Source organism: Nonomuraea sp. NPDC050680 (assembly GCF_040654555.1).
In the GTDB taxonomy this organism is placed as follows: domain Bacteria; phylum Actinomycetota; class Actinomycetes; order Streptosporangiales; family Streptosporangiaceae; genus Nonomuraea.
This window is the reverse complement of sequence record NZ_JBFAIF010000003.1, coordinates 545,999-569,936: the sequence shown is the minus strand read 5'-3', so window position 1 is coordinate 569,936 and position 23,938 is coordinate 545,999. Positions and strand designations below refer to the sequence as shown.

Here is a 23,938-nt window from a genome sequence, read left to right as displayed (position 1 = left end):
ACATTTCCCAGCCGAACCTATGTCTATGCGGAAAATTTCCGGAATTCAGGAGGCATGGGCGAATTTCTTTACCTCGAACGACAGCACGATCATCGCGATGCCGTACAGGATGGCGAAGATCCCGACCAGCCAGACGAGAGTGAGGAGTCCCGCGCCGGGCCAGATGAGCAGCAGGACGCCGAAGACGATGGACAGGATCCCGCCGATGATGAGCATCCACTCGTTCTCGATCACCTTGCGCATCTGCACGCCCGCGACGATCTCCGACGCTCCGCTGAGGATCGCCCAGAACGCGATCACGAAGAGCAGGATCAGCGAGGTCTTGCCCGGCCAGACGAAAGCTATGATCCCCGCCAGGATCCCGAGAATTCCGGAGATGATGAGCCAGACGCGGGAGTCTGTTCCATGCCGGAAGGCGGAGAACACCGAGACGATCCCGCTGACGATGGCGTACGAGCCGAAGAAGATCACGAGCACGAGCAGCGTGATCGCGGGCCAGATCAGCGCCAGGATGCCGAAGATCACCGCCAGAATGCCGCGGATCAGGACGAGCCACCAGTTGCGTGCGATTTGCTCCATACTGGTGTGATCTCCCGATCGATCACGAAAGCAGACCACAGCGCGGTCAAAACTCGGTAACCCGCCATCAACCGCGCCACGGCCGGGGCGAAATCACCTCACCGAGCAGGCCTTAGACGTGGGAGTACACCACGATCGACACCGCGATGTACTGGACCAGGTAGGCGGCGATCGTGAACGCGTGGAACACCTCGTGGTAGCCGAACCAGCCGGGTGCCGGGTCCGGGCGGCGCAGACCGTACACGATGGCTCCGGCGCTGTAGAAGACGCCGCCGACGGCGACCAGCACGACGGCGGCCACGCCCGCGCCCGCGAGCAACTGCGGCAACACGAAGATCGCGGTCCAGCCGAGCGCCAGGTAGAGGATCGTGTAGAGCCAGCGCGGCGCGCCCATCCAGAACACCCGGAAGAGCACCCCCGACAGCGCGCCGCCCCAGGTGACCGCCAGGACGGCCACGCGGGCGGCCCCGTCGAGCGCGAGGAGGGCGAAGGGTGTGTAGGTGCCCGCGATGATCAAATAGATGTTGGCGTGGTCGAAGCGCCGCAGCACCTCCGCCAGGCGGGGGCCCAGCGTGCCCCGGTGGTAGGTGGCCGAGATGCCGAAGAGCAGACCCGAGGTGATCGCGTAGATGGCCGACGCGAGACGGGCCTGGAGAGTGGGGCCGAGCGCCACGAGCACGAACCCGGCGACCAGCGTCACGGGCAGCGCTCCTGTGTGCAACCAGCCTCGTAGCCTCGGCTTCGCGGTGATGGTCGTCATATAACCTACGGTACCGTAGGTTATGGCCGCGTTGAGGGTGTGGACCGTCGACGAGACGAAGGTCATATCACGGGGAAGACGACCGTCATATCCCGTTGAGGAAGCGGGCCGCGACCGGCAGCGCGGCGCTCCGGCCCGAGCCGCCGTTGCGCACGAAGACGCTGAAGGCCAGGTCGTCGCGGTAGCCGATGAACCAGCCGTGCTCCCGCCCGCCACCGGCCTCGGCCGTGCCTGTCTTGCCGGACACGCCCGCGGGCAGCCCGGCGTCGGCGGCCGTACCGTGGTCGACGACGGCGGCCATCATCTCCCGCAGCGCCGCGACCGTCCCCTCGTCGAGTTCGACCGGTTTGGCCGCCGGGCCGTCGATCCGCTCGGCGGCGGCCTTGGACAGGATGCGCGGCACGCGCAGTGTGCCGCTCTCGACCGCCGCCGCGACCATCGCCATGCACAGCGGGGTCGCCTCCACCGAGCCCTGGCCGTAGGAGTCGGCCGCCAGCTCGTCCACGCCGTCGGGCGGGTCCATCCGGCCGCACTTGCCACCCAGGCCCGTAGCCAGATCGGCGCCGTTGAACCCCCACTTCGCGGCGGTCTCGACAAGATCGTCACCCGATAATCGGCCGACGGTCTCGCGCACGAACGTGGTGTTGCAGGAGTACGCGAACGCGTCGGCGAACGTCACGCGGCCGTGCGCCTGCTCGCCCGCGTTCTTGACCGAACTGAAGTTCGGGATCGTGTACCTGGCCGGGCAGTCCACCTCCGCCGCCGGATCCAGGCCCGCCTCCAGCAGCGCCGCCGCCGTAACCGTCTTGAACGTGGACCCGGGCGGGAAGAAGTCGCGAACCGCGCTGTAGTTGCCCTCCAGCCGATCGGCCACCGCGAGCACCTCGCCGGTGCTGGGCCGGATCGCGATGATCGACGCGTCCCGCACCCCGTCGAGCGCCCGCGCGGCCGCCGCCTGCACCGAGCGCGACAGCGTCGTACGCTCCTGGTTCACCTTGGGCTCGACGGTCATGAGCCGCCGCGCCCGCTGTCCCGGCAGCGCCGACTCCAGCGCCCACCCCTGGCCCACCTCGTCGAACTCGGGCTTGAGCTCGGCGAGATAGGACTCGGCGTAGCTGTCGTTGGGGATCTTGTCACCCTCGCTGGTCACCAGCTCGACCGCGGGCCCGTCGAACTCGGCCAGCCGCACCGTGCCCCCGTCCTTGAGCCGGGGGTCCAGCGTCTCCGGCGCCCAGAGCACCTTCCAGGTCCGGTCGCGCACGGCCAGCCGCAACGTGCCGCTGAACGGCCACGCCCCGAACTCGCTCAGCGTCCTGCTCCCGGTGAACGGCACCTCGGCCGAGGTCTCCCCCGTGCTCTTCACGGTCCCGGGCCGCAACTGGATGTCCTGAACGTGCAGGTCGTCCGAGAACGACCGGTGCCGGGGGACAAAGTCCGCGGGCGGCTGATAGACCAGGGTGGCCATGGCCCGCAGGTCGCCCCGCTGCCATGCCGTGAAGTAGGCGGCCGAGGTCTGCGCGGCGCTGCCCTTGACCCGATTGGCCACCACCGTCGCGAAGACACCTGCACCTACTACCGCAACAACGGCGATAACCAGCACAATCAGTCTTCGTCGTCGCATACGGTTACTCCCAGGAGGGGATCATCGTGGCACGAGGACAGCGGGAGCCGATGCCCGGCCTCTACCCGGTGACGTTCGGCGAGATCGAACTGCTCCGGGACCTGGACAGGCAGGACGGCTGGGTACTGTCCAAGGATGGCGTACCTCAGTCGTACGTTGACTTACAAGACCCTACATATCTGGAATTCGAGTACGTACGGCTTATGGCGGACGTGATCGACCTTCTTCCGGAAGGCGCGCTCGCCTGCGTCCACGTGGGCGGCGGGGCGTGCACGATTCCGCGCTATGTCGCGGCCACCCGGTCAGGGTCCAGGCACATCGTCCTCGAACCCGACGGGCTCCTGGTCAACCTGATCCGCGAGCAGCTCGACCTGCGCTCCGTGCCACGGCTGAAGGTGATCGTGCAGGGTGGGCGCGAGGGCACCGCCAAGGTCTGGGACGACTCGGCCGACCTGCTGGTCCTCGACGCCTTCTCCGGCGCCACCATGCCGGTCGAGCTGGCCACGACGGAGTACATGGGCGACATCGCCAGAGTGCTGCGCCCGTCGGGCACGCTGCTGATCAACATGGCCGACGGCAAGGGCCTGGCCTTCGCCAGGCGGCTCGTGGCGACGGTCCAGGGGACGTTTCCGCATGTCGCGCTGCTGGCGGAGCCGGGTGTCATGCGCGGGCGCCGCTTCGGCAACCTCATCGTCGCCGCCTCGCGTGCCGAACTGCCGATCGACCAGCTGACCCGCCGCGCGGCCGGCGGCCTCACCCAGGCCAGGTGCGTGTACGGGGAGGCGCTGACGAACTTCGTCGCGGGCGCCCACCCGATCAAGGACGGCGACGCGGTGCTGGCCCCGGTGCCACCCCCGGCCGTCTTCGGCTGAGGCCCGCGCTCAGGACCCGGGCCGGCTCCGCGCTCAAGGCCCAAGGCCAGCCCGTCGCTCAGGCCCCAGTCCCGGCCCCTCGCTCAGGCCTCAGGCCGGTCCGCGCTCAGGCCCGTCGCTCAGGCCCCAGTCCCGGCTCCCTGCTCAGGCCCCAGGTAGGCCAGGACCGCGGCGACGCGGCGGTGGACGTCGCCGCTGTTCTCCAGGCCGAGCTTGGCGAAGATGGAGTTGACGTTCTTCTCCACCGACGAGACCGACAGGTGCAGGGCCCTGGCGATGGCGCCGTTGGACCGGCCATGTGCCATCTCACGCAGCACATCGCGCTCGCGCGGCGTCAGCGCCTCCTGCTCGCCCCGCACATCGCGCCTGGCCAGCAGCCCTTCGACCACCTTGGGGTCGATGACCGAGCCGCCGGAGGCGACGGCCCTGATCGCGCCGAGCAGCTCGTCGAGGTCGCCCACCCTGTCCTTGAGCAGGTAGGCGAACCCCTCGGTGCCGTGCTTGAACAGCTCGAAGGCGAACAGCGCGTCGGAGAACTGCGACAGCACCACGACCCCGACGCCCGGATGGTCGGCGTGGACGCGGTGGGCGGCGTCGATGCCCTCGAACCCCTGGCGCCAGTCCCCTCCCGGCATCCGGATGTCGGTGATCACCACGTCGGGGCCAAGCCTGCGTGTGGCGTCGACCAGCTCGTCGGCGTTGCCCACCGCGCCGACGACCAGGACCTCGCCCGAGGTCTCCAGCAACCGCCGGGTGCCCTCACGCACCAGGTAGTGGTCGTCGGCCACGATCGTGCGGATCCGCTCAGGCATCGACCGGCACCCAGGCGTTCATCCGTGTCCCCTCTCCTTGCCCGCTGTCGAGATCAAGCCCGCCGCCGAGCGCGTCGAGCCGGTCGGCGAGCGTACCCAGCCCCCGGCGGCCGACGGTCTGCGGATCGAAGCCCCGCCCGTCGTCCGCCACGGTGGCACGCAAGCGACCGTCCGCCCGCGCCAGGCGTACCTCTATCTTGGTGGCGCCAGCGTGCTTGAGCGCGTTGGCCACCGCCTCGCTCACCGTGAAGTACATCGCGCCCTCCACCTCGTCGGGGAAGCGCTGGGCGCGCAGCTCCCTGCTCGCGGCGACCGTGGTCGGCACCGGCAACCGGGCGCAGCGCTCCTCCACGGCCTCCACCAGGCCGCCCTGGCTGAGCGAGCTTGGATGGATGCCGGCGGCCAGCTCCCGCAGGTCGTTGAGCGTCTGGCGGGCCTGCTCGCGCAGCTCGGCGAGCATGTCGGGGCCGCCGCCGGTGGCGCGGGCCAGCTCCAGCCCGGCGATGAGCGCGACGAGTTGCTGCTGTACGCCGTCGTGGATGTTGCGCTCGATGCGCCGGCGTTCGGCCTCCTGGGCGTTGACCAGGCGTCCGGCCAGCCCGGCGCTCTGGATGGCGAGCCCCGCGGGCACGGCCAGCGCCTCCAGGAGCCGCCGGTCGGCGGCGGTGAGGCGGTCGCCGTCCCTGGGCCCGCACTCGATCCGCCCCAGACCGCCCCGCACGGGCAGCGTCAGCGCCGCGGCGCCCTCCTCCCGCCCGGCGACCACGCGGGTGCCGTCGGCGAGCCTGACCGCCGCCCACCTGACCTCCAACCCATCGCGTACGGCCGCCGCGAGCCTGCCGAGCTGCTCCACCGGCTCCGGCGTCTCCTCTAACGCCGTGCCCAGGCTCGTCAGCATCTCGCCCACGGTCGGCCGGACGTCGAACACCACGTGGAGCCGCGAGCCCCTGATCCCGATCATGACGTCGAGCAGCCGGTGCCTGACGACCGCGACCGTGATCGCCACGGGCAGCGACCCCAGCACGACCAGCACGCCGACCACCCCGGCCAGCGGCGTGGCGCGCCCGAAGACGAAGGAGGAGAGCAGCACGAACCCGGCGAGGTTGACGGTCAAGCCCGCGACCATCCAGGCGTACTGGCCGCGCTCGCCCCTTCCGCTCCGCCGCCAGCGGGCCACCAGCCCGCCGAGCACGACGAGGGTGATGATCCAGGTGACGAACTGGCCGACCGCGGACACGAGCCAGGCGACCAGGTCCGCCGAGCTGGCCGGCACCAGCTCGCCGGGCGTGGCGGAGGAGATGGGGCCGATCATGAGGTTGCCCGTGAAGTGGACGGCGATCGCCACGGCCCCGATCCACGCGACGGGCCGCCAGCGGCGCGACGGCAGCCGGCCCTCGGGGAACAGCAGCGGGACGAAGATCCACAACAGACCGTAGTAGACGGCGGAGACCGCGATCAGCACGGGGGCGACCGCCGGTGCCCCGTCGAGCCTGCTCAGGCCGACACCGAAGGTGCTCACACCCAGGCAGACCGCCGTGGCCAGGAGCAGCCAGACATAGCGGATCCGCGGGCGGCGGACCGCCAGCAGCCAGCCGAGTGCCGGCAGGACCAGACCGATGACGATGAACGCCCACTGCGTCGGAGGGGCGGGCAGGCCGCTTTCCATCAGCGCGCCCGCCGTCACACCCGCGGCCGCGATCGCCGCGAGCAGCCCGGCCACCAACCTGGAACTCATAAGGTCCCATCGTCGCGGGGGCGGTGGGCTGCGTCTATGCGGATAACCGCACATCCGGTGCGGTTATCCGCAGACTCAAGACGGCGGTTCACCAGGTGGGATATGTAGGACGAGGTCTGTTGAGTGGGAGGCGCGTGTTCCACCTGGGGCTGAGTCGAAATCCAAGTCGAAGTCGAACGTGAAGTCGAAGGAGCCACCATTGTCCTCCCCCTCAAAGCCCTCCCCCTCGAAGCCCTCCCCCTCGAAATCCTCCCCCTCGAAATCCTCCCCCTCGAAACCCGCACTCGCCGTCGCGGCCGCCGCCGTGACCGTGTCACTGACCGCCTGCGCGGCAGGGTCCACCACCAGCCCGCCCGGGGTGGCCGCGAACCGGCCTGCGGCCGTTACCAGCCTGTCCGGGGTTGCCGCGAACCGGCCTGTGGGCGACGCGAACTCGCCTGGGGCCGCCGCAGGTCTGCTCACGATCTCCGCCGCCGGCAGGAACGTTCCAGGCACCTCCTCAGCGACCACCGCGCCGCCCGTGGAGATTCCCAATACGCCCATCGGGCAGCAGTTGCGCTGGCTGCTCGACGCCCCCGCCAGGGCGCCGATCGGGCAGGCCGAGCTGGCCGAGCACCTCGCCCCGGCGTTCCTGGAGCAGATCCCGGCGGACAAGTTCAACCAGACCCTGGCCGGGCTGCGCGGGATCCAGTTGCAGAAGATCATCGGGGCCGCGCCCACCGATCTGATCGCGCATGTGCTGGTCGGCGCCCACACGTACAAACTGACGTTCTCGGTGGACGCCAAGGGCAAGATCGACGGCATGCTGTTCACCGAACCGGCCACTCCTCAGCCCTCCCCCACGAGCTGGGACGAGCTGGATCGGCGGGCGGCCAAGGCGGCGGCCCGCGTGGGCTTCCTCGCCGCCGAGGTCAAGCCCGATGGCACCTGCCGCCCGGTGCACGCCATCGCCGGCGGGCAGGCGCGCCCGCTCGGCTCCATGTTCAAGCTGTACGTCCTCGGGGCCGTCGCCAAGAAGATCAAGCAGGGCAGGTTCTCGTGGGACACCGCGATGACGATCAAGCCCGAGCTGAAGAGCCCCGGCGGCCAGCTTGAAGGCCGCCCCGACAACAGCCAGGTGCCGGTCCTGGAGGCGGCCAAGCTGATGATCGGCATCAGCGACAACACGGGCGCGGACCTGCTGCTCCACCAGGCCGGCCGAACGGCGGTCGAGGACCGCGTACGGGCCTGGCGCGGCCAGGTGAAGCGGAACACGCCGTTCCTGACCACCAGGGAGCTGTTCACGCTCAAGGGTGCCGACTACCCGCGATACTCCAAGGAGTATCTGTCGCGCGACACGGCCGGTCGGCGTGACTACCTGTCGGCGGTCGTCGGCAAACTTCCGCTGTCCAGCATCATCCCGTGGGCCGAGCCGCGTGAGCTGGACACCGTGGAGTGGTTCGGCTCCCCGGCCGACATCTGCCGCGCGTACGCGGGGCTGGCGAAGAGCCGCGACAAGCGGGTCGGCGAGGTCATGTCGCAGAGCACCGGTGGGATCAAACTGCCGGCCAAAGAATGGCCCACCGTCTGGTTCAAGGGCGGCTCCGAGCAGGGCGTGCTCGACCTGAGCTACCTGGCCCGCACGCCGTCCGGGCGCACCTTCATGGTCACGGCCATGGCCTCCGACCCGTCCTCCGCCCTCCAGGAGGACCAGGTCTACGAGGAGCTCGTCGCGCTCTCGCGGGGCGCCTTCGCCATGCTCAAGTCGTCCTGAGCCCCGGGCTCCCGCGGGCCGGGACCTGCGGCCTGGAATAGTTGAAATCTCAACTTGGTTGAGCACAGCAGATTCCGCCGAAGGGAGCCCGACATGCCCGCCGTCACCGTAGAGAACCCGCTCAGCCTGCCCCGCCTGCCGGAGCCGCTGGCCGAGGCGCAGGACCGCAAGGTGCTCGCCGTGGAGACCGCGCCGAGCGGCTTCGAGGGCGAGGGCTTCCCGGTCCGCCGTGCCCTGGCCGCGATCAAGCCTGAATACCTGGACCCGTTCGTGATGATGGACCAGATGGGAGAGGTCGACTACGCGGCCGGCGAGCCCAAGGGCACCCCGTGGCACCCGCACCGCGGCTTCGAGACCGTCACGTACATGATCGACGGCGTGATGGAGCATCTCGACTCCAACGGAGGCGGTGGCACGATCACCAACGGTGACACCCAGTGGATGACCGCCGGCGCCGGCATCTTGCACAAGGAGGCGCCGCCGGAGTGGCTGGTGCAGCAGGGCGGGCTGTTCCACGGCATCCAGCTGTGGGTGAACCTGCCGGGCGCCAAGAAGATGATCGCCCCGAAATATCAGGACATCGGAAGCACCAGCGTCGCGCTGCTCAGCAGCCACGACGGCGGCGCCCTGGTCCGCCTTATCGCGGGCGACCTGGCCGGGAACACCGGCCCCGGCAGCACCCAGACGCCGATCACCCTGCTGCACGCCACGATCAGCCCGGGTGCGCGGCTGACGATGCCGTGGCGCAGGGACTTCAACGCCCTCGCGTACGTCCTGTCGGGTCGCGGCACGGTCGGGACCGAACGGCGCCCGCTGGTCAGCGGCCAGCTGGCCGTGTTCGACGGCTTCGGCGACCGCCCCGGGAAGACCACGTCGGGCGAGACGATCACGCTGTCGGCGAAGGACACCATGGAGGTCATCGTCCTGGGCGGTCAGCCGATCGGCGAGCCGGTGGCCCATTACGGCCCGTTCGTCATGAACACCCGCGCCGAGCTGGCCCAGGCTTTCGAGGACTATCAGGCGGGCCGCCTGGGCTCCATTCCCGCCGCCTGATTGCGGGAATCGCATTGAGCGGCCCGCTATTAAGCGGGTTCTGCGATCAAGCAGTCCGCTGTTGAGCGGGTCGTTCGAATAGGTCGTTGGAGTTGGGCCGCCGTGATTCACGGCGGCCCATTGCGCTTAAAAGGGCGACGCCGTCACGGGCGGACCACCGTCTTCTTCGGCCCGCAGTGGTCGAATTTCACCTTGTACGGCTTGCTCACGCAGGCCCAGAGCTCGATCTTGCCGTTTGACATGCGCCTGGTCCGCTGCTCGAGGCAGTCCTGGTTCTTGTAGTAGTTGGCGTACTGGTAGGTGTGCCCCTGGTACCTGACCTTGGCCATCGCGTAACGGTGGTCGGTGTTCCGGTCGCAGACGATGATTCTCGTGTCGCTCTCCAATTCGACTTCGGCGAGCACGCCCCCGTGCCCGTCGCTCAGAGATGCGCGGGGAATCGCCCGAGCGGTGGCCGAAGCGGCGGTGGTGCCCACGGTGGCGAGCGCCAGTCCGGCGATGGCAGTGACGAGTAACAGCTTTTCCACAATGCCCCCTGTCGTTTTGCATTTCCGTAGGAATGACGACGACATCGGCGGCAAAGTTCATAAGAAGTGCGAGCCGATTTCGGCGTGCCCGTCGAGGGCGGCCGGACCGGCCGGGCGCGACGAGGGCCGTCCGGGAGCCCCGGTCATCCCGGCTCCGGCCGGTGGACAAGTCTTGAAGTACGTACTAATGTGCCGCTTCATCATGAAGGACGTATATAAATCAGACTTCGACGCTGACCCCGACGGAAGCCTCTTCGATCCCGCGACCAGAGCCGCCATGCGGCAGTTCACCGGCGGAGGCGACACCGCCGCGCTGGAGGCCGCGGCCGCCGTTCGCACCGCCTTCCACGCCATCGAGCGGATGCGCGCTCATGGCAGCCAGGGCAGGGGGTTGAGCTCCGGCGCGATGGACCTGCTGATGCGGCTCGGTGCCGCCCATGAAGATGGAGTGAGCATCGGGGAGCTGGCCCAGTCCGCGGGTGTCAGTTCCCGCAACGTGACGGGGCTGGTCGACACGCTGGAGCGTGAGGGTCTGGTGCGGCGGGTCCCCGACCAGCAGGATCGGCGCTCGGTCCTGGCCCAGATCACGGCGGCGGGACGGGATTGGATCAAGGCGTTCAGCGAGCCGTCGCAGCGGGCGATGACGGCGATGTTCAGGGACTTCTCGGCCGACGATGTGACCCGGTTCCGGGACCTGTGCCTGCGGGTGGCCGACAATCAGCACCGGCTCGCGCAGTACCTGGAAGGTGCCTCATGAGCGGCGAGAGCCAGACGCGTGAGGTCGTACGTGGCTACCACGAGGCGCGCTTCCGCGGCGACGTGGCCACGGCGGCCGCGCTCATCGGTGACGGATTCAGCTTCCGGAGCCCGCTCATGAGCTCCGACGACGCCACCGGCCACCTGGCCGGGATCACCGGCTTCGTCCAGGTGGTCACCGGCGTCGACCTGATCAGCGAGCTCTACGGCGAGTCGGAGGCCACGCTCGTCTACGACGTGCACACCGCCACGCCGGTGGGCACCCAGCGCACCGCCGAGCACTTCCAGCTCGTCGACGGCCGGATCGTCTCCATCATGCTGATCTTCGACGCCACGCCGTGGCAGCCGATGAGGCAGCTGATGGTCTGAGCCGAGCTGACCGGCCGAGCTGACCGGCCGAGCTGGGCCGACGAGCTGGGCCGACGAGCTGGGCCGACGAGCTGAGCCGACGAGCTGAGCTCAGCTGACGAACTGGGCGCCGGCCAAGGGGCTGGGCGCGGTCAAGAGGCTGGGCGGAGTCAGGGGGACGGCAGGGCGGCGGCGGTCTGGCGCCAGATCCTGCCGTCCTTGATCACCAGCGTGCCGAACGTGGTGACCTTGTTGCCGGCGACGGTCATGAGGGCGTTGTAGAAGATGACATCGTCCACCGCCTGGACCGACATCACCTCGACGACCTGCGGCTCGGCGGCCAGATAGGTGCCGAACAGCTCACGGATCTCCGCCGCCCCCCTGGCCACGCGGTCGAAGCGGACGACCATGGCCTCCTCGTGGTACTGCGCCAGCAGCGCCTCCAGGTCCCGGTCCGCGATCGCGGCCAGCTGGCGGTCGAACAGCTCCATGACGGTCATGCCTCTCCTCCGGGCAGGGGACGGCGAAGATCGTAGGCGACCTGCGCCCCGCCGTACAAGAGAATCAAGGGGAGCGCCAACGCGGCCGGGAGCGCGGAGGTGACGAGCGTGAGCGCGGCGGCCGCCACGCGGATGCCGGTCGCGAGCCGGTCGCCGGAGCACAGGTGCTGGAGGCCGAGGATGGCGAACACCACCGCGGCGGGCACCCCGACGGCCCAGCCCGTTCCCGGGTGGGCGATCGCGTGCTCGATCCCGATGCCGAACGCGATCAGTCCCAGCGACAGCGGCAGATGGGAGTAGACCCAGACCTGTCCCGCCAGCTGGGTACGCAGCACCACGGACTCGTCTATGTGGCCGAAATACAGCCACCAGAACGCCATGGCGATCGCGATGCCCGCGAGGGCGATCAGCAGCGTGCCGGGCGTGACCGCGTGACTCTTCAGCCCGACCACCACCGCGGCGACGACCTCGCCCAGCACGATCACCACGAACAGTCCGAACCGCTCGGGCAGGTGCTCGCTCTGCGGCGGCAGCGCGCCCTGGTGCCGCCGCGCCAGGAGCGGCGTGGCCAGGTCGATCGCCATGGCGACGGCCCACAGGACATAGCGCAGCGGCGGCTCGACGGCCAGCGACGCCGTCCAGATGACCACCGACACCGTGAACCCGGCCACATACCTGCTGGTCAACGGCCGCCCTTCGGGCACATGCCGCCCGGCGCGCAGGTAGGCCACGATGAGCAGGATCCGGACCGCCACATAGGAGAGCGCGAACAACGCGGAACGCTGCCCGATGTCGCCCACGCTCGCGGCCATCGTCCCTACGGCAAGGATTTGGGGCAGTACGAGCAGCCGATGGCTCACATCATCGGTGTCGAAACGGTTCGCGTAGAACACGTACCCCGCCCAGGCCCACCAGAGGGGAACGAAGAGCCCGATGAACGCCAGAATCCGTCCTGATTCGGTCCCCTCGGCCAGCACATCGGCCAACTCGGCCACGGCCACGACGAACACCAGGTCATAGAGCAGCTCCAACCAGGTGGCCCGTCGCTGCGTTCCCTCGAACAGCCGTAACCTAGGCGGCTGCCAACTCCTGCTCACCGATACCTCCCATTTGTAATCGTGTAATTATGTCGCCCTGGAGGTCTGGTGCGCATCGGTTGAGTAGGGGGTACTCAGGACAGAACCCATCGTCCGTCCTACCTTCACGAAAGGACGGACGATGGGGGGACACCATGCACTTCGTTCCATTAGCGCCGGATGCGCTGGCCAAGCTGGAGACCCGCTTCTACGAACTGAAGGCGGCCGGGCTCCTGCCCGAGCACCTGACGTTCGAGGACTACTACGCGATGTGGCGTTCCGAGCGGCGTGGGCCGCGTTCGGCAGGCCTGGATGACGGCAACGTCACCCCGCAGGCTCCCGACGTGAGCCTGATCAACCGGCCGCCGAAGAAGCTCAAGGGCGTCATCAAGACGCTGGTGCTGCTGGTCGACTTCGCGGACCGGCCGCATGATCCGGCTCACGACGCGGAGCACTTCAGGCAGTTGCTGTTCGGCACTCAGCCGGGCAGCATGCGCGACTTCTACCGGAAGGTCAGCGGCTTCAGCGATGACCACGGTATCGATGTGCAGGGCGAGGTGTTCGGCTGGTTCCGGCTGCCGCAGACGCTGGCCTTCTACGCCAACAACAAGTCGGGGCTGGACGAGGACCACTTCCCGCGCAACGCCCAGGGTATGGCTCGCGACGCCGTGCAGGCCGCTCTGGCGGCGGGTGTCGGGTTCGATCCCTCCTACGACGTACTCGACGAGCACCAGGTCACCGCGCTGTTCGTCGTGCACGCCGGCCCGGGCGCGGAGACCTTCGCCGAGGCCGAAGGACTCCAGTACATCTGGAGCCTGAAGTGGACCGTCGGCGACGAGCCCATCACGGTCGGGCCCGACCTGGAGGTGGGCACCTTCCTGACCGTGCCCGAGGACTGCAACGTCGGCGTCTGCGCCCACGAGTGGGGGCACCTGGCGGCGCGCTGGGCCGACTACTACGACACCGACCGGGCGCAGACCGGCGCCAAGTCGCACGGGCTGGGCAACTTCTGCCTGATGGCGGCCGGGTCGTGGGGCAACCGCGGCGTCACGCCCGTGTTCCCGACCAGCATGCTGCGGATGTTCCACGACTGGGTCACCCCGCGGCTGGTCACCGAGACCACTCACGGCATCACGCTCCGGCCGGTGGCCGAGGGCGGTGACTTCGTCATCATCCGTAACGATCGGACGATGAAGGACTCGCAGTACATCGTCGTGGAATACCGCCGCAAGCGGGGCCAGGACGAGTTCCTGCCCGACCAGGGCATCGCGGTCTACGTCGTGGACGAGGCCATTCCCAACGTCGACGACGAGCGGCGGCTGGCGATCGAGCTGATGCAGGCCGACGGCCTGCGCCAGCTCGCCCGGATCGGCAGCCTGGGGAACAGGGGCGACGCCAACGATCTGTATCCCTACCTGGGCAACGCGAGCATCGGCCGGGACACCAGGCCCCCGCTCGATCTGCCCGGGGGCGGATGGACCGGCGTGACCATCGAGGTCTCCGGCACGCCGGGCGATGAGGAGATGACGATCGACGTCGTGGTCAGCTCGTAAGGGTGATCCATGACGGAGGCCGGCAACGGCAGATGCTGGGCGAGCGCCGCGACCGCCCAGCATCTGCCGTGACGGGCGCCTGTGAAAGCGGGCGCTCAGCATCCGCCGTGATGAGCGCCAGTGTCAGCAGGTGCTCAGCATCCGCCGTGATGAGCGCCAGTGTCAGCAGGTGCTCAGCATCCGCCGTGACGAGCGCCAGTGAAAGCGGGTGCTCAGTTGAGCGTGAGGCAGGCGATGCGCGGGGCGGGCGGGTCGGAGGGGGCGGTCGGCCGGGCGTGGAGGACCAGGGAGTGGGGCATGGCGCCCGTAAGCGGCCAGTCGTGGCGGGCGGTGGCGCGCCCGGCGCCGGAGCCGTCCGTCTTCAGGTCCAGCCACACCTCGCTGGTGGCATCGGCTCGGCCGGCTATGTGCTGGAAGTGCGCCCCCGCCGCGGCGGGACCCTTCCCGCAGGGCGCGACGTGGAGGTGGGCGCCGTATCGGTGGTTGGGCACCAGGCCCTCCACCACCAGCGAGGTCACCGTCTTGCCGCCCGTGGACTCGGCGGTCACGCTCGCCTGAGCCCCCTTGGGCACCAGCTTGCGGTTGTAGACGATGGCCATCGTGGTGCGCGGCTTGAACACTCCGGCGCCCGTGAGCGTGGTGGGCGCCGCGGCGGCATCGGAGCTGTGGACGGCGTTTCCCACGGGCGCGTCAGCCTCGGGATCGGCCGGGCTCTGCGCGCAGCCCGCGACCGCCAGGGCGAGCAGCAACGCGGCCGACCGCGCCCTCAGCGGGCGAGCGGCCCCACGTGCGGTGTCGCTCGAACGAGCGGCCCCATGGGCGGTATCGCTCGAACGAGCGGTCCCGCCGACGATGTCGCGGGCAGTCCCGGAGTCGGTGCCGTCGGGGGCGGCGGACTGCTCCACGATGACGAAGTCGGGGTATCCGGGGCTCAGCAGCGCGCAGTCGGACGCGCGTGCCCTCAGTGAGCGGACGGATGCGATGGTGGGCATGGGCAGGCGCATGGGAACCCCCAAAGCGGTGACGAGCCCTGGCCAGGCTCACGGGGCCACCACTCTAACCAGTAACCGACCCACTACGCACCGTGTTTGGCGGCGATCCCGTCGATGAGGGCGGCCAGGGTGAAGTCGTTCTCCGTGAGACGCCCCTTGTCGTGGGTGGTCAGCGTGAGGTGCAGTTTGCGCCACCGGATGTCGATGTCGGGATGGTGGTTCATCTCTTCTGCCTGGACCGCGATCTCGTCGACGATCCGGATGGCCGTGGGGAAGTCGGGCGCGCTGATCGTGCGCCGGATCTCCTCGCCCTCCCTGCGCCATTCGGGCAGGTCGTTGAGCTTGCTGTCGACGTCCATGAGCTCACGTTACTTCAGCGCCCCCGCGCCGAGGCCGGACTGGATCTGGCGTTGGAAGATGATGTAGACGATCATCACCGGGATGATCGCCATACAGAGGGCGGCGAACAGGCTCGGCCAGTCCGCCTCGTACCCGGCGATGGTGGAGATGTCGGCGATGCCCTGGGTGATGACCCACTTGTCCTTGTCGTCGGTGAGCAGGACCAGGGGCAGCAGGTACTGGTTCCACTGGCCGAGCACGTTGAAGATGGTGATGCTGATCAGGCCGGGCTTGGCCATGGGGAGCATGATCTGGAAGAACGTGCGGGTGTGGGAGGCGCCGTCGATCGCCGCCGCTTCGGCCACGGTGTCCGGCAATGTACGGAAAAATGCGGCCAAGAAGAAGACCGTGAACGGCAGCGAGTAGGCGATGTAGACCAGGATGAGCCCGATGTGGGAGTTCAGCAGCCCGAGCTGGAGGACGACGAAGAACAGCGGCCCCAGCGCCAGGAAGATCGGGAACGCCATCCCCGCCACAAAGAAGTAATAAATCACCCTGTTGCCGAAAAACTGGTAGCGCGCCAGCACATACGCAGCCATCGAGCCGAACAGCATCGTCCCCAAAGTGCTGAAAAATACGACGATGACGGTGTTGAGCATGTACTGCCCCACGTGGGCCTTGTCCCAGGCCCTCCCCCAGGCGTCGAGCCGCAACTGCCCGGGCAGTTGAAGCGCGTCCCCGAAGATCTCCGTGTTGTTCTTGAACGACGCGAGGAACGTCCAGAGCAGCGGCAGGATGATCAGCAGCGCCCAGATGAAGAGCGCCAGATGCGAAAGGCCGCCGAGCACCCCGGGCCGCGGCCTGGCCGCACGAGGCGTGCCGGCCGGACGAGGCGTGGCCATGTCAGAGGAGGTCGATGCCATGTCAGAGCTCGATCCTCTCGCGCCTCGTGGTGCGCAGGGTCAGCACCGCGAACGTCACGGTGAGAAAGAACAGCACGACCCCCATCGCCGAGGCGTAGCCGACCTTGGAATAGGTGAACGCGGTCTTCCATATCTCCACGGGCAGCACGGTCGTGGCCCCGTCGGGCTCTCCTTTGTCCCCGGCGAGTACGAGGATCAGCGCGAACCCGTCGAACGCCGCGATCCCCAAATACACCCAGCCCACCTGGATGGTGTCGCGCAGCAGCGGCAGCGTTATCGAGAAGAACAGCCGCGCCCGCCCCGCCCCGTCGAGCGCCGCCGCCTCGAAGTAGTCCTTCGGAATGGCGGCCATTCCCGCCGAGAAGAGCACCACATAGAATCCGACGGCCTGCCAGATCATCACCGCCAGAATCGCCCAGAGGGCCAGGTCCGGCTCGACGAGCCAGCCGACGGGATCGAGGCCCAGCTTGACCAGGACTCCGTTGATCACGCCGCTCTCGTCGGGCCGGTAGACGGCCTTGAACAGCACTCCGACCACGGCCACGGCGAGCACCTGGGGGAAGAAGAACACCACCCGATAGAACCTCGATCCCCAGATCCCCTTCTTTCCCGCGCCGCGCGTTCCCCCGCCCAGGTTCAGCAGGAACGCGAAGAACAACGCGATGGCGACGGTCACGAGTGGCAGCACGAGCAGCAGGATTCCGTGATTGCGCAGGGCCCGCCAGAAGACCTCGTCCCCGAATAGGCGGGTGAAGTTGTCCAGCCCGATGTAGTGCAGCCTCGACCTGTAGCCGTTCCAGTCCGTCAGGGAGATCTGGAACGCCTGGATATAGGGGCTGATCACGAACACCGAGTAGAGAGCGACAGGAACGGCGAGAAACGCGGCGACGAACCCGTACTTGCGCAACCGCTCCATGTGCTAGTTGCTCCGCGTCTGCTTGACGACGGCCGGGTCCTTCTTGATGGCGTCCGCCTTCTTCTGCATGTTCTGGCAGAACTTCTCGGGAGTGATGCGCCCGGCCATGACCACGTTTATCTGCTGGGTGCCGTAGTCGAACAACTCCTTGTACCAGCCCTCGAAACGGGCGTCGGTGATGATGTTCTGGCCGGCGGCGTCCTGCGCCTTGGCCGCGCTCTTGAGGCCAGGGGTGAGGTCCAGTCCCTCGGCCGCGCCGTTGACCACGGTGAGGTTCAGGGTCTTCTCGGTGAAGCCCTTGGCCCCTTCCTTCGACAGCATGATGCGGAGATACTCCAGGCCGCCCTGCGGGTTCTTGCCCTTGGCGGAGATGAAGAAGTTCTCGCCGACCCCCACCTGGATGGCCCCGTACGGCATCTTGTCGGCGGCGGTGACGTCGGGGATCGGGGCGATGGCGTACTCGAAGTCCTTGGGCGTGTCCTTGGCCATCTCGTTCTCGATCCACGAGCCGACCGGGTAGAAGAGCAGCTTGTTCTGGAGCTGCTTGACCTGGGTCTGGGTGTGGTCGAGGCCGAAGTACGCTTTATCGCCATAAAGCGTCTGGATCTCCACCCAGGCGGTCACCGACTGCTTCACCGGCTCGGCGTTCCAGGCGTTGTCGACCAGGTTGTCGATGTCGACGAGGACCTGGTTGCCGCCGATCTTGGCGGCCGTGTACAGGGCGTTCCAGAGCTGGTAGTAGGGGCCCTTCTGCCCGGGATAGGCGAACAGCAGGATGCCTTCCTTCTTCGCCGTCTCGCCGAGCGCCTTGAACTCCGCCCACGTCTTCGGGAGCGCCCATCCCTTGTCCGCGAAGAGCTTGGCGTTGTACCAGAGCGCGCGGTGGGAGACGGTGTAGTTGAGGACCAGGTCCTTGTCGTCGATCTTCGCGTTGTCCAGCACCGCCGGCGTCACGGTGTCGCGGACCTTCTTGGACGGGTCGTCCAAGGAAGGCGCGTCGAACAGCGCGGTCAGGTCGGCCAGCTGGCCCTCGCCGGCCATGGCGGCCAGGTCGAGCGCCTCGGGGCCCGAGTTGTTGACCACGTCGGGCACGTCGCCGCTGACGAAGCGCGGGCGCAGCTGGGTGCCGATCTGCTGGGTCGCGTTGTGCTTGACCGTCGCTCCGGGGAACCTCTTCTCGTACATCTTCTCGTGCAGGTCTTTGGCGTAGGCGTCGCCGTAGCCACCGCTGAAGATCGTGACCTCCAGCGGCTTCTTGGCGTCGACACCGAAGGGGTTCTTCGGGTCGGCGGAGACGGCGATCGAGCCGGTCGGCGTCGAGGTGGGCTCGTCGCCGGCGCCGCTGGTGGCGCAGGCGCTCAGCAGGCCCGCGCCGGGGCCGGCGACGAACGCGGTCAGGCCGATGCGGCGCAGCAGCTGACGCCGAGTGATCTCTCCCGGGTGGGTCATGGGGGCTCCTGAAGAGGACGAATTAGGAAAGTTTCCTAACCGTTTGCCCGAAGGTACGAACGGCCGGGCACACCCGTCAAGGGGCGCAATCGAGCCGTAACACCTTTGCCGTGATCCCTTTCAGAATGGACAGTAGATGTCTACCACCCAAACGGCCACCCATCGTCAGCCGAAGTGCGCCCGGGTCTCGGCGAAGGCCAGGTCGGTGCTCTCCAGGGCCCGTGCCACGTCCTCCTCCGTGTGCGCCGCCGACATGAACCAGTTGTGCCACGGGTGGATGTACACGCCGTGCCGCAGGCAGGCGTCGCTCCAGTACATGGCGGTCGACAGGTCGGCGTCGCCGTCGAAGCTCAGCCACGGGATCGTCACGGGCCCGGTCTGGTTCACCACGAACCCGTGCGCCTTGGCCTGCCCGTACAGCCCGTCACGCAACTGCGTCCCGGCCCGTTCCATGGCCGCGATGCCGTCGGTGTCGCGCAGCGTCTCGATCGTCGCCTTCGCCGCCGCCATCGCCACGGCCGAGAACCAGAACGAGCCCGTCGAATACAGCGTCTGAGCCGGGCCGCGCAACGCGTCCGTGCCGGTCACGGCGGCTATGGCGTAGCCGTTCGCCATGGCCTTGGACCACGCCGTCAGGTCCGGCCGTACGCCATAGGGCTCCCACGACCCCCGCAGGTCGATCCTGAACCCCGCCCGGACGTCGTCGATCACCAGCGCGGCCCCGATCCGGTCGGCCAGCGCCCGCGCGGCCCGCGCGAAAGCGGGCTCCACCAGCTCCTGGTCCTCGAAGGAGTCGTGCTTGAACGGCGTCACGATGATCGCCGCGACCTCCCCCTCGACCGTGGCGGCCGCGGCCTCCAGCGACTCGATCGAGTTGTAGTCGAACTCCACCAGGTCGGCCCGCTCGTTCGGCGTCGTCCCGGCGAGCGACGGCGTGCACCAGGGGTCGGCACCGTGGTAGGCGCCGTGGGCCATCAGCACCTTCGTCCGCCCGGTGGCCGCTCTGGCGACCATGAGGGCCTGGGTGGTGGCGTCGGTGCCGTTCTTGGAGAACATCGCCCAGTCCGCGCTGGGCACGGTGTCGACCAGCAGCTCGGCCAGCTCGACCATGATCGGCCCCGGCCCGTTGAGGCAGTCGCCGAGAGCCAGCTGCCGGGCGGCCGCCTCCTCCACGCGCGGATGCCGGTGCCCGAGCACCACCGGGCCCCAGCTGCACATGAAGTCGATGTACTCGCGGCCGTCCACGTCCCACTGACGGCACCCTTCGCCCCGCTCGAAGAACTGCGGGTATCCGGGGGCGAAGATCGCGGCGTTGAGGTGCCCGTACATGCCGCCGGGCACGACCTTCAACGCCCGCTGACGAAGCTCAGCGTCTGTCATCTGACATCCCTCTCTGCAAGGTCGAAGTCACGCCAGGAGGGCGAGGATGGATTCGAGGTCGGTGAGGCCCGCGTCCGAGCCGAGTCCGGTGGCGACCTGGGCGGCGGCGGCCGTCCCCCAGCGGGCGGCGCCCACCACGTCCTGTCCGTGCAGCAGCCCGGTGATGAACCCGGCGCAGTACGCGTCCCCGCAGCCGGTCGTGTCGCTGACCTCGACCTTGAGCGCGGGCACCTGCTCGATCCCCGCCTCGGTCACCACCAGGCTTCCCTCGGCCCCCATGGTGACCAGCACCCCGCGCGGCCCCTCCGCCAGCAACGCCAGGGCCGCCGCCGACACCTCCGCCACGGAAGGGGACGAAGGCGAATCCCCCTCTCCCGCCGACGAACCGGAGCCGGCGGTGAGGCCGGCCGCCATGAGGAGCGCCTGGGAGTCGTTCGGGAGGACATAGTCCACGTGCGGGAGGAACGCCCGTGCCATCCCCAGCAGGTCCGGCATTTCCGACAGCAGGTCCATCGTCACGATCACCCCGGCTGCCCGGAGCGAGTCCAGCAGCGCGAAGAACGCCGGATCCCCCAGCCCGAACGTCACGTCCATCCCGCCCAGGTGGACGGCCCGCACGCCACGCAGCCGCGCCTCGTCCAGGTCCGCCGGCGTGACCGCGAGGTTCGCCCCGGGGACGTGGAAGCTGGGGCGCCCGCCGTCGGGCCTGATCGGGAGGATAGACGCCGCCGTCTGCTCGCCGGCCTTGCGGACGAGCAGGGAGACGTCCACGCCGCGCTTGCCCATCACCGCCACCAGGAAGTCCCCGAGCTCGTCGTCCCCGATCGCGCCCATGGAGACGACCTCGTTGCCCAGTTTGACCAGGTCGACCGCCGTCCCGGCCGCGGACCCGGCAGCGGTCAGCCGGATCTGGTCCACCAGAGCGGTGTCCTGCCCTTCGGGGATGTACTCGACGGGCCTGGCGAGGATGTCGACGATGTGCACGCCGACCGTGGCGACGGTCATGGGTCTAAATAGACAGACGTCCGAATAAAAAGTCAATATGCTCGGGACAGCACCAAGAAGGGGGCCACCGGATGCCGAAGATCGTTGACCATGACGAGCGCAGGCGCGAGGTGCTCTCAGCCGCCCGCCGGGTGATCGTCAGGGACGGCATCGACGCCGCCACGACCCGTGCCATCGCGAAGGAGGCGGGCTACTCCAACGGCGTGCTGGCGCACTACTTCGCCGACAAGGACGAGATCCTGCTGTCGGCGCTGCGGCAGTCCCACCAGCGCATCCGCGAGCGCCTGACGCGCAAGACCGAGGGCGCCACCGGCCTGGCCGCCCTGCGCGAGCTGCTGCTGGACAACCTGCCCCTCGACGCGGAGCGTACCCAGGAGACGCGGCTGGAGGTCAGCTTCTGGAGCCGCAGCCTGGCCTCCGAGCGCCTGGCCGAGGTCCAGCGCGCCGAGGCCGCCGAGCTCCGCGACGCCGTACGGACGCTGCTCGGCGAGGCTCGGGCGGCGGGCGAGCTCACCACCGACGAGAACCTCGACGACATCACGGAGCGCCTCCTGGCGCTGGTCGACGGGCTCAGCCTGCACCTGCTGCTCTATCCCGGCCGCCTTGCCCGCGTGGACATGGAACGCCTGATGCTCTCCACTCTCGACCATCTCTGAGCGCGCCGGAAGGCGGCCACGATGAGCGAGCCGACCACGCGGCCCTCAGTAGCATTGCCGCATTTCGGACGACCGACTACATTGCCCGCCATGAGCCTGCGCGAGCAGTTGTGCGAGTACGGACGGAGAGCCGTCGAGCTGGGCCTGGTCATCGGCACGTCGGGCAACCTGAGCATGCGCGATGGCGACCTGGTCGCGGTCACCCCCTCGGGGGCCGCGCTCGACCGGCTGACGCCGGAGATGTGCCCGATCGTGGACATCGAGGGCTACCTGGTCGAAGGCGACTTACAGCCGTCCTCGGAGACGCCGATGCACCTGGCCGTCTACGAGACCACCGCCGCGCGGGCCATCGTCCACACGCACTCGGTGTTCGGGACCGTCGTGGCCAGCACGATGACCGAGCTGCCGCCGGTCCACTACAACGCGCTGCTGCTGGGCGGGGTGGTGCGCGTGGCCGAGTACGCGACGTACGGGACGCCGGAGCTGGCGGCCAACGTCCGGGCGGCGCTCGACGGCAAGCAGGCGGCGCTCATGGCCAACCACGGCGGCGTCACCATCGGCGCCACGCTGGAACAGGCCTTCGAGGCCACCCGGCTGCTGGAATGGCTGTGTGAGGTGTACGTGCGGGGGCTGAGCGTCGGCAAGCCCACGATCCTTACCGACGAGCAGCTCGCGGCCGTGATCGACCGCTCGCTCAACCCACCCGCCTTCCCCCGCCGCGCGTCCTGAAGAGCTACAGGTCCTGAGGGGCTACAGGTGGGCCGCCTGTTCGGCCAGTCCCAGCGGCAGGCCGCCCGAGCCCGCGATCTTGTCGTGGAACGACTTCAGCGACCCGTCGTACGACTCCCTGATCCGGTCGATCTCGATCGCGCCCGTCAGGTAGGACGGCGCCTGCGTAGGCCAGGCGCAGTAGCGGTTGACCTCCCCCTGCGCCGTTCCGGGCGACAGTGACGCCTTCGTCGCCATGAACGTCTCCGCCTCCTCGATCGACATGTCCTCGCAGTGCAGCGCCGTGTCCACCACGATGCGGGCCGCGCGGAAGATGCGGCAGTCCAGGTGCGCCAGCTCGGTGGCGAGCGTGTCGAAGTAGCCCTGCTCGTGCAGCACCTTCTCGACGTAGAGGGCCCAGCCCTCGGTGAAGTACGGGGTGCGGAACACGTTGCGCACGGTCCGGGTGTTGCTCGCCATGTGCGACAGGTGCCAGTGGTGGCCGGGATAGGCCTCGTGGACGGCGATCGACGGCATCTGGGCCCGCGAGTTAGTCCGCAGGCGCTGCCGTACCTGCTCCTCGGTGAAGCCGTCAGGCGTGTACGGCACGAAGAACACGCCGGTACGCGAGCTGCTCAGCGGCGGCGGCGACAGGTAGTGGGCCACGGCCAGGATCGGCCTGGTGTATTCGGCGGAGGGCAGCACCAGGCACTCCTCCCCCTCGGGGAAGGTCACCAGGTCGCGGTCCTTGACGAACTCGCGGGCCCGCCGGGTCTCGGCCTCGTACTCGGCCCGCATGTCGGCCAGCGTGGCGGGATGGTCGTCCATCAAGGACTCCATCGCGGCGCGCCAGTCCTCGGTGCCGTTGAGTCTCCTGGTGACCTCGCGCATCCGCGCGTCCAGCGACGCCCAGGCCGCTTCGCCCTTTTCGTGCAGTTCGGCGGCGCCGTACCCGAGCAGTTCGCGCTCGCGCAGCAGCGTCGAGTAGAGCCGCTCCCCCATCCGCCAGGTGCCGCCGCACTCGAACTCGTCGAGGAAGGTGACGAAAGCGTCGAAAGCAGCGGCGGCCGGCTCGGCGGCGGACGCGAGCCGCGCGCGCAGTTCCGGGTCCGTCACCATCGAGGGGATGGTCTTGGTGAGGAAGTTGCGCCCGGTGCGCGCCTGCCCGAGGCCGCGCTGGACGAGCAGCGGCGCCGCGAGCTCGGCGTCGAGGTTGGCCCGGCAGGCGGCCAGCACGTCCGGCACCTCGGCCAGCCGGGAGACGGCGGCGGCCACCAGCTCAGGCTCGGGCTTGAGCCGCCGCTGGAACGGCGTGAACATGGAGGTGAAGATCGCCGACAGGTAGACGGCCGGGTCACGCCGCCAGTCCGGCCAGGAGGCCAGGGCGATGGAACCCCTCAGCTGAGACAGGACGAGATCCCTGTCGATCGCGTCGTCCGGTGCCGCCGTCTCCAGCCTGGAGAGCCGGTCCAGCCAGACGTTCTCTTCCCGCTCACGGGCGGCGAACGCGGCGGCGGTGAAGTCACCGAGCGTGTGATCGTAACCGTCGGCTCCCAGGGTGCTGGCGACGACGGGGCGACCGGAAAAGTACCACTTGAGAAACTCGTCCACGTCCGCACAATATC

Annotated in this window: 25 protein-coding genes; 8 read left to right on the top strand and 17 right to left on the bottom strand. The window is 68.8% G+C overall.

Annotated features, from left to right (window positions below):
- Positions 1 to 45: 45 nt before the first annotated feature.
- The 3 genes from AB0H88_RS13890 to AB0H88_RS13880 all read right to left on the bottom strand — a co-directional run bounded on the left by AB0H88_RS13890 (position 46) and on the right by AB0H88_RS13880 (position 2,888).
- Positions 46 to 579 carry an HdeD family acid-resistance protein gene (locus AB0H88_RS13890; protein WP_357644107.1) on the bottom strand — a complete coding sequence of 178 codons (534 nt, stop codon included), beginning with the start codon at positions 577 to 579 and terminating at the stop codon, positions 46 to 48.
- A 112-nt stretch (positions 580 to 691) separates the two neighbouring features.
- The gene (locus AB0H88_RS13885; RefSeq protein WP_357644106.1) at positions 692 to 1,339 is read right to left on the bottom strand and encodes a hemolysin III family protein; all 648 of its coding nucleotides are present in this window, start codon (positions 1,337 to 1,339) and stop codon (positions 692 to 694) included.
- Between the two features lie 85 nt (positions 1,340 to 1,424).
- The gene (locus AB0H88_RS13880) at positions 1,425 to 2,888 is read right to left on the bottom strand and encodes a penicillin-binding transpeptidase domain-containing protein (protein WP_357644104.1); all 1,464 of its coding nucleotides are present in this window, start codon (positions 2,886 to 2,888) and stop codon (positions 1,425 to 1,427) included.
- Between the two features lie 98 nt (positions 2,889 to 2,986).
- Here AB0H88_RS13880 and AB0H88_RS13875 point away from each other — a divergent pair, with 98 nt between their 5' ends.
- Positions 2,987 to 3,832, top strand: coding sequence for a fused MFS/spermidine synthase (locus AB0H88_RS13875; protein WP_357644102.1), 846 nt, complete (start codon positions 2,987 to 2,989; stop codon positions 3,830 to 3,832).
- Between the two features lie 119 nt (positions 3,833 to 3,951).
- On the opposite strand, the gene AB0H88_RS13870 is transcribed toward AB0H88_RS13875, so the two are convergent.
- The 3 genes from AB0H88_RS13870 to AB0H88_RS13860 all read right to left on the bottom strand — a co-directional run bounded on the left by AB0H88_RS13870 (position 3,952) and on the right by AB0H88_RS13860 (position 6,889).
- Positions 3,952 to 4,644 (bottom strand): response regulator transcription factor, encoded by a 693-nt coding sequence (locus AB0H88_RS13870; RefSeq protein WP_357644100.1) that lies wholly within the window; start codon positions 4,642 to 4,644, stop codon positions 3,952 to 3,954.
- Positions 4,637 to 6,379 (bottom strand): histidine kinase, encoded by a 1,743-nt coding sequence (locus AB0H88_RS13865; RefSeq protein WP_357644098.1) that lies wholly within the window; start codon positions 6,377 to 6,379, stop codon positions 4,637 to 4,639. Before AB0H88_RS13865 ends, AB0H88_RS13870 begins: the two co-directional genes overlap by 8 nt.
- Positions 6,380 to 6,454: 75 nt before the next feature.
- Positions 6,455 to 6,889, bottom strand: a complete 435-nt coding sequence (locus tag AB0H88_RS13860) for a hypothetical protein (RefSeq protein ID WP_357644096.1) — start codon at positions 6,887 to 6,889, stop codon at positions 6,455 to 6,457.
- 10 nt (positions 6,890 to 6,899) lie between these two features.
- On the opposite strand from AB0H88_RS13860, the gene AB0H88_RS13855 reads away from it, so the two are divergent.
- Both AB0H88_RS13855 and AB0H88_RS13850 read left to right on the top strand, forming a co-directional pair.
- A complete protein-coding gene (locus AB0H88_RS13855; RefSeq protein ID WP_357644094.1) occupies positions 6,900 to 8,132 on the top strand; it encodes a serine hydrolase in 1,233 nt (410 codons plus the stop codon).
- Between the two features lie 93 nt (positions 8,133 to 8,225).
- Positions 8,226 to 9,185 (top strand): pirin family protein, encoded by a 960-nt coding sequence (locus AB0H88_RS13850; RefSeq protein WP_357644092.1) that lies wholly within the window; start codon positions 8,226 to 8,228, stop codon positions 9,183 to 9,185.
- A gap of 143 nt (positions 9,186 to 9,328) precedes the next feature.
- Here AB0H88_RS13850 and AB0H88_RS13845 read toward each other — a convergent pair whose 3' ends face one another.
- Positions 9,329 to 9,712 (bottom strand): hypothetical protein, encoded by a 384-nt coding sequence (locus AB0H88_RS13845; RefSeq protein ID WP_357644090.1) that lies wholly within the window; start codon positions 9,710 to 9,712, stop codon positions 9,329 to 9,331.
- A gap of 202 nt (positions 9,713 to 9,914) precedes the next feature.
- Here AB0H88_RS13845 and AB0H88_RS13840 point away from each other — a divergent pair, with 202 nt between their 5' ends.
- Positions 9,915 to 10,469, top strand: coding sequence for a MarR family transcriptional regulator (locus tag AB0H88_RS13840; protein ID WP_357644088.1), 555 nt, complete (start codon positions 9,915 to 9,917; stop codon positions 10,467 to 10,469).
- Positions 10,466 to 10,837 carry a hypothetical protein gene (locus tag AB0H88_RS13835; protein WP_357644086.1) on the top strand — a complete coding sequence of 124 codons (372 nt, stop codon included), beginning with the start codon at positions 10,466 to 10,468 and terminating at the stop codon, positions 10,835 to 10,837. Before AB0H88_RS13840 ends, AB0H88_RS13835 begins: the two co-directional genes overlap by 4 nt.
- 149 nt (positions 10,838 to 10,986) lie before the next feature.
- Here AB0H88_RS13835 and AB0H88_RS13830 read toward each other — a convergent pair whose 3' ends face one another.
- Both AB0H88_RS13830 and AB0H88_RS13825 read right to left on the bottom strand, forming a co-directional pair.
- Positions 10,987 to 11,316 carry a nuclear transport factor 2 family protein gene (locus tag AB0H88_RS13830; RefSeq protein WP_357644084.1) on the bottom strand — a complete coding sequence of 110 codons (330 nt, stop codon included), beginning with the start codon at positions 11,314 to 11,316 and terminating at the stop codon, positions 10,987 to 10,989.
- The gene (locus AB0H88_RS13825; protein WP_357644082.1) at positions 11,313 to 12,413 is read right to left on the bottom strand and encodes a low temperature requirement protein A; all 1,101 of its coding nucleotides are present in this window, start codon (positions 12,411 to 12,413) and stop codon (positions 11,313 to 11,315) included. Before AB0H88_RS13825 ends, AB0H88_RS13830 begins: the two co-directional genes overlap by 4 nt.
- 134 nt (positions 12,414 to 12,547) lie before the next feature.
- Between AB0H88_RS13825 and AB0H88_RS13820 the strand changes: the two genes are divergently transcribed.
- The gene (locus AB0H88_RS13820) at positions 12,548 to 13,945 is read left to right on the top strand and encodes a M6 family metalloprotease domain-containing protein (RefSeq protein ID WP_357644080.1); all 1,398 of its coding nucleotides are present in this window, start codon (positions 12,548 to 12,550) and stop codon (positions 13,943 to 13,945) included.
- Between the two features lie 212 nt (positions 13,946 to 14,157).
- Here the strand turns inward: AB0H88_RS13820 and AB0H88_RS13815 are convergent, their stop codons facing one another.
- From AB0H88_RS13815 to AB0H88_RS13785, 7 genes are all read right to left on the bottom strand, one after another.
- Positions 14,158 to 14,937, bottom strand: coding sequence for a hypothetical protein (locus AB0H88_RS13815; RefSeq protein WP_357644078.1), 780 nt, complete (start codon positions 14,935 to 14,937; stop codon positions 14,158 to 14,160).
- 83 nt (positions 14,938 to 15,020) lie between these two features.
- The gene (locus AB0H88_RS13810) at positions 15,021 to 15,296 is read right to left on the bottom strand and encodes a 4a-hydroxytetrahydrobiopterin dehydratase (RefSeq protein WP_357644076.1); all 276 of its coding nucleotides are present in this window, start codon (positions 15,294 to 15,296) and stop codon (positions 15,021 to 15,023) included.
- Between the two features lie 9 nt (positions 15,297 to 15,305).
- Positions 15,306 to 16,199 (bottom strand): carbohydrate ABC transporter permease, encoded by an 894-nt coding sequence (locus tag AB0H88_RS13805; protein ID WP_357644074.1) that lies wholly within the window; start codon positions 16,197 to 16,199, stop codon positions 15,306 to 15,308.
- Position 16,200: 1 nt separating this feature from the next.
- Positions 16,201 to 17,115, bottom strand: coding sequence for a sugar ABC transporter permease (locus AB0H88_RS13800; protein ID WP_357644072.1), 915 nt, complete (start codon positions 17,113 to 17,115; stop codon positions 16,201 to 16,203).
- 3 nt (positions 17,116 to 17,118) lie between these two features.
- Positions 17,119 to 18,564 carry an N-acetylglucosamine/diacetylchitobiose ABC transporter substrate-binding protein gene (gene ngcE / locus AB0H88_RS13795; protein ID WP_357644070.1) on the bottom strand — a complete coding sequence of 482 codons (1,446 nt, stop codon included), beginning with the start codon at positions 18,562 to 18,564 and terminating at the stop codon, positions 17,119 to 17,121.
- A gap of 165 nt (positions 18,565 to 18,729) precedes the next feature.
- Positions 18,730 to 19,944: an aminotransferase class III-fold pyridoxal phosphate-dependent enzyme gene (locus AB0H88_RS13790; RefSeq protein WP_357644068.1), complete on the bottom strand. Its 1,215-nt coding sequence runs from the start codon at positions 19,942 to 19,944 to the stop codon at positions 18,730 to 18,732.
- Between the two features lie 27 nt (positions 19,945 to 19,971).
- Positions 19,972 to 20,949, bottom strand: coding sequence for a PfkB family carbohydrate kinase (locus AB0H88_RS13785; protein WP_357644066.1), 978 nt, complete (start codon positions 20,947 to 20,949; stop codon positions 19,972 to 19,974).
- A gap of 71 nt (positions 20,950 to 21,020) precedes the next feature.
- Here AB0H88_RS13785 and AB0H88_RS13780 point away from each other — a divergent pair, with 71 nt between their 5' ends.
- Together AB0H88_RS13780 and AB0H88_RS13775 are read left to right on the top strand one after the other, a co-directional pair.
- The gene (locus tag AB0H88_RS13780; protein ID WP_357644064.1) at positions 21,021 to 21,605 is read left to right on the top strand and encodes a TetR/AcrR family transcriptional regulator; all 585 of its coding nucleotides are present in this window, start codon (positions 21,021 to 21,023) and stop codon (positions 21,603 to 21,605) included.
- 90 nt (positions 21,606 to 21,695) lie between these two features.
- The gene (locus tag AB0H88_RS13775; protein ID WP_357644062.1) at positions 21,696 to 22,334 is read left to right on the top strand and encodes a class II aldolase/adducin family protein; all 639 of its coding nucleotides are present in this window, start codon (positions 21,696 to 21,698) and stop codon (positions 22,332 to 22,334) included.
- A 21-nt stretch (positions 22,335 to 22,355) separates the two neighbouring features.
- On the opposite strand, the gene AB0H88_RS13770 is transcribed toward AB0H88_RS13775, so the two are convergent.
- Positions 22,356 to 23,924, bottom strand: a complete 1,569-nt coding sequence (locus tag AB0H88_RS13770; RefSeq protein WP_357644060.1) for a DUF885 domain-containing protein — start codon at positions 23,922 to 23,924, stop codon at positions 22,356 to 22,358.
- Between the last annotated feature and the right edge of the window lie 14 nt (positions 23,925 to 23,938).

Bases quoted from the DNA above. Each gene is read 5' to 3' on its own strand.
- AB0H88_RS13790 (WP_357644068.1), bottom strand. From the start codon at position 19,944: ATGACAGACGCTGAGCTTCGTCAGCGGGCGTTGAAGGTCGTGCCCGGC.
- AB0H88_RS13810 (WP_357644076.1), bottom strand. From the start codon at position 15,296: ATGGACGTCGACAGCAAGCTCAACGACCTGCCCGAATGGCGCAGGGAG.
- AB0H88_RS13785 (WP_357644066.1), bottom strand. From the start codon at position 20,949: ATGACCGTCGCCACGGTCGGCGTGCACATCGTCGACATCCTCGCCAGG.
- AB0H88_RS13800 (WP_357644072.1), bottom strand. From the start codon at position 17,115: ATGGAGCGGTTGCGCAAGTACGGGTTCGTCGCCGCGTTTCTCGCCGTT.
- ngcE (WP_357644070.1), bottom strand. From the start codon at position 18,564: ATGACCCACCCGGGAGAGATCACTCGGCGTCAGCTGCTGCGCCGCATC.
- AB0H88_RS13890 (WP_357644107.1), bottom strand. From the start codon at position 579: ATGGAGCAAATCGCACGCAACTGGTGGCTCGTCCTGATCCGCGGCATT.
- AB0H88_RS13805 (WP_357644074.1), bottom strand. From the start codon at position 16,199: ATGGCATCGACCTCCTCTGACATGGCCACGCCTCGTCCGGCCGGCACG.
- AB0H88_RS13815 (WP_357644078.1), bottom strand. From the start codon at position 14,937: ATGCCCACCATCGCATCCGTCCGCTCACTGAGGGCACGCGCGTCCGAC.
- AB0H88_RS13885 (WP_357644106.1), bottom strand. From the start codon at position 1,339: ATGACGACCATCACCGCGAAGCCGAGGCTACGAGGCTGGTTGCACACA.
- AB0H88_RS13850 (WP_357644092.1), top strand. From the start codon at position 8,226: ATGCCCGCCGTCACCGTAGAGAACCCGCTCAGCCTGCCCCGCCTGCCG.
- AB0H88_RS13865 (WP_357644098.1), bottom strand. From the start codon at position 6,379: ATGAGTTCCAGGTTGGTGGCCGGGCTGCTCGCGGCGATCGCGGCCGCG.
- AB0H88_RS13775 (WP_357644062.1), top strand. From the start codon at position 21,696: ATGAGCCTGCGCGAGCAGTTGTGCGAGTACGGACGGAGAGCCGTCGAG.
- AB0H88_RS13835 (WP_357644086.1), top strand. From the start codon at position 10,466: ATGAGCGGCGAGAGCCAGACGCGTGAGGTCGTACGTGGCTACCACGAG.
- AB0H88_RS13820 (WP_357644080.1), top strand. From the start codon at position 12,548: ATGCACTTCGTTCCATTAGCGCCGGATGCGCTGGCCAAGCTGGAGACC.
- AB0H88_RS13780 (WP_357644064.1), top strand. From the start codon at position 21,021: ATGCCGAAGATCGTTGACCATGACGAGCGCAGGCGCGAGGTGCTCTCA.
- AB0H88_RS13840 (WP_357644088.1), top strand. From the start codon at position 9,915: ATGAAGGACGTATATAAATCAGACTTCGACGCTGACCCCGACGGAAGC.
- AB0H88_RS13830 (WP_357644084.1), bottom strand. From the start codon at position 11,316: ATGACCGTCATGGAGCTGTTCGACCGCCAGCTGGCCGCGATCGCGGAC.
- AB0H88_RS13870 (WP_357644100.1), bottom strand. From the start codon at position 4,644: ATGCCTGAGCGGATCCGCACGATCGTGGCCGACGACCACTACCTGGTG.